Annotated in this window: 3 protein-coding genes; 1 reads left to right on the top strand and 2 read right to left on the bottom strand. The window is 44.3% G+C overall.

Features of this window, described 5'->3' with window-relative positions; genetic code table 11:
• Positions 1-252: 252 nt before the first annotated feature.
• Positions 253-1,023, bottom strand: a complete 771-nt coding sequence (locus IQ264_RS31910) for an ABC transporter permease (protein ID WP_193986678.1) — start codon at positions 1,021-1,023, stop codon at positions 253-255.
• A 272-nt stretch (positions 1,024-1,295) separates the two neighbouring features.
• Between IQ264_RS31910 and IQ264_RS31905 the strand changes: the two genes are divergently transcribed.
• Positions 1,296-2,441 (top strand): DegT/DnrJ/EryC1/StrS family aminotransferase, encoded by a 1,146-nt coding sequence (locus IQ264_RS31905; protein ID WP_193986676.1) that lies wholly within the window; start codon positions 1,296-1,298, stop codon positions 2,439-2,441.
• Positions 2,442-2,522: 81 nt separating this feature from the next.
• Here the strand turns inward: IQ264_RS31905 and IQ264_RS31900 are convergent, their stop codons facing one another.
• The gene (locus IQ264_RS31900; RefSeq protein WP_193986674.1) at positions 2,523-3,281 is read right to left on the bottom strand and encodes a DUF561 domain-containing protein; all 759 of its coding nucleotides are present in this window, start codon (positions 3,279-3,281) and stop codon (positions 2,523-2,525) included.
• Between the last annotated feature and the right edge of the window lie 107 nt (positions 3,282-3,388).

The following is a 3,388-nucleotide window of genomic DNA, read 5'->3' as shown; positions in this document are numbered from 1 at the left end:
CAAGGGGACAAGGGGACAAGGGGACAAGGAGACAAGGAGACAAGGGGACAAGGGGACAAGAAGAAAATAAACTTTTAATCTTTCTTCCCTTCTGCCTTCTGCCTTCTGCCTTCTGCCTTCTGCCTTTCTTCCCTTCTGCCTTCTACCTTCTCCCTTCTGCCTTCTGCCTTCTGCCTTTCTTCCCTTCTGCCTTCTGCCTTCCTTCCCTTCTACCTTCTGCCCTCTGCCTTCTGCCTTTCTTCCCTTCTGCCTTCAAATTAGCTGTTCCGCTGAATTAAAAACTTGCCGGGAAATGCCTTGAGTGACTAAAAAAGTGGTCATCAAAGTGGCAAATAACTGAATGAACAAAATCAGCATTTGGTAAAGAGCCGCGTTTAAAGGGTATACTCCACTTAAAAGTTGTCCGGTAAAAGTTCCGGGTAAAGTTACCACACCAACAACCAACATTGTATTTAAATTAGGAATCATTGCAGCTTTAATAGCTTCTTTGCGGTACAACGCAACAGATTGTTGAGGAGTGGCACCTAAGCTGAGATGAGTTTCAATTTCTAAACGATTAGAGTTGAGGGAACTAGTCAAACGTTCTAGAGCAATAGCTGCACCATTCATGGCATTTCCTAGTAAAATTCCGGCTAAAGGGATAAAATACTGAGGTTCATACCAAGGCTTTGGTTGCAGCACTAAAAGATTGATGTAAACCAGAGTTAAAGTAGTGCTGATTAATAGAGAAAGCCAGACAATTGGTAGTATTTGCGGTATTCTTTGATTAACTCGGTTGCGGGCAACTATGGCAGCAATTGTCAGCATTATAGCCACAACCAGCAAAACAGCCCAAGGATTATTAAACTCGAAAGCTGCTGCCAGAAAGTAGCCTACGACTAACAATTGTACGATCGTTTGAATTGTGCCTCTAGCGATCGACCATTCCAATCCTAATTTTTGCGTAGCCGACAAACCAATAGCAACAACGATTAGCCCCAAGGATACCACTAAGTCTGTGGGATTAAGTTGAATTAAATCCACTCTCAATATCCGATAAAGTTAGCTTCAGATTTTAGTCTAAGCACAAGGCTGCAAAAAGGGGCAAGGAACAATTCCAAGGGTAGAACAAAGAACAAAACCTTGACTCTGAGGAACATAGTACCCTTATATTATCTGTAGGATCAACCGATTCTCGATTGACATTTTGGATTTTCGATATTTAAGGAAGAAAAGATTAAAATCGGTTAATCGGTGAATCCCTGAAATTAATCAATCCAAAATCTAAAATCTAAAATCTGAAATCGGTTAATCGAGTGAACAACATCCCCCCTATTGACTTAGCCCAGCAATACAAAACCATTGAGGAAGAAATAAGCGCAGCCGTATTGAACGTGCTAGCTTCTGGTCGTTATATTGGTGGCAACATAGTAGAAAGCTTTGAGCAAAAGTTTGCGGCTTATATTGGTGTTTCTCACGCTGTCTCCTGTAATTCTGGCAGTGATGCGCTGTACTTAGCATTGCGGGCGCTCTCGATAGGCGCTGGCGATGAAGTGATTACTACACCTTTTACTTTTATAGCCACCGCAGAAGCAATTAGTACAGTAGGCGCAACACCAGTGTTTGTGGATATTGATGCCCAAACTTTTAATCTAGATATTAACCAAGTGTCTTCTGCTATCACTGGTAAAACTAAAGCAATTTTACCAGTGCATTTGTTTGGGCAACCTGTGGATATGACAAGTTTGATGGCAGTAGCCCAAAAGCATAATCTAGCTGTTATTGAAGATTGTGCTCAAGCTACGGGTGCGGCTTGGGAGGAACGCAAAATTGGTAGCATATCCCATATCGGTTGCTTTAGCTTCTTTCCCACGAAAAACTTAGGGGCTTTTGGCGACGGTGGCGCAATCACTACCAACGATCGCCAAATAGCCGCTACAGTGAGAATGTTAAAAGAGCATGGTTCTCGCAGTCGCTATTACCATGAAGAAATTGGCGTAAATAGCCGTTTAGATGCCCTACAAGCTGCCATTCTTCAAGTCAAATTAGGACATTTAGAAACCTGGAACATCCAACGTTCTCAAGTAGCAGCACGTTACCAAAACTTACTCACACCACTCCCCGGAATTGTTTTACCTCAGAGTTTACCTAGTGGTAAAAGTGTTTGGAATCAATACACAATTCGCATTTTAGCGCCCGAAAACCAAGACAAAACTTCCGAGCCAAACTCCTGGCGAGATCAAGTACGCACAAAAATGCAGCAGCAAGGCATTACTTCAATGGTTTACTATCCCATTCCCTTGCACTTGCAGCCCGTCTACCAAAATTTAGGCTATCAACCAGGCAGTTTTCCCGTAGCCGAACAAGTTTGCCAGGAAGTTTTATCTTTGCCCATGTTCCCCGAATTAACTCAAGAGCAACAAGAACAGGTAGTTTATGCCTTAAAAGATGCTCTTGTTTGAGGCAGAGGGGCATAGGGGAAAGTTATGAGTTTTGAGTTAATCAATTTCTCCTTGTCCCCTTGTCCCCTTGTCCTTTTCTTCTTACCTTCTGCCTTCTGCCTTCTGCCTTCTGCCTTCTAGTGCTAGTGCTTCGACAATGCTGCGAACGGCGGCTACCATTGCTACTTCGCTGTTTAATTGATTGATGGCAGAGCCAACACCAACGCCAGCAGCTCCAGCGGCAATGGCTAGGGGTGCGGTAACGCTGGAGATGCCGGAAGCGCACAATACTGGTGTTGAGACGGCACGGGAAATTTCGTAGGCTGCGGCTAGGGTGGGGGCGGCTTTTTCCATCATGCCCAATGTACCTGGGTGGGTGGGGGCTGCACTAGTACCACCTTCGGTTTGGATGATGTCTGCGCCTGCTTTGACTAGTGCTTCGGCTAACTGCACTTGTTCGGACAAGCTTAAAATGTGAGGAACGGTGACTGAGAGGGTAATATTGGGAAGGAGCGATCGCGTTTTGTAAGTAATATCCAAAACCTCTGGAGCTTCAAAACGTCGTCCTTGAGCGTAGAAACTATCGAAATTACCAATTTCAATCAAATCCGCTCCAGCTTCTACTGCTGGGACAAACAATTCTGGTTCTACAGCTGAAACACAAATTGGTAAGGTAGTAAGTTGGCGGCAATGTCTTACCAATTCTGCATCGGCAGCGATATCAACAAAGGTGGCTCCCCCCATGTCGGCAGCTTTTACTATTGCTGCTACTCGCTGGCGATCGAAATTATTTAACCCACTGATAACCTTTAAAGCGTAACCTTGGTCAAACGCACTTTGTAATACTGCTGAGATCGTCATGGTGCAACTCTTCATCAAAATTTTATGGATTATTGTTGCACTACCTGCGATTATAAGCCAGATCCTCTGGATAAAATTTCTAGGGCTGGGCGGCTGGGGAGATGGGG

This window comes from [Phormidium] sp. LEGE 05292 (assembly GCF_015207735.1).
GTDB lineage: Bacteria > Cyanobacteriota > Cyanobacteriia > Cyanobacteriales > Aerosakkonemataceae > Floridanema.
The sequence above is the reverse complement of the archived record's forward strand: the minus strand, read 5'-3'. Positions and strand labels throughout refer to the sequence as shown.

Bases quoted from the DNA above. Each gene is read 5' to 3' on its own strand.
- IQ264_RS31900 (WP_193986674.1), bottom strand. From the start codon at position 3,281: ATGACGATCTCAGCAGTATTACAAAGTGCGTTTGACCAAGGTTACGCT.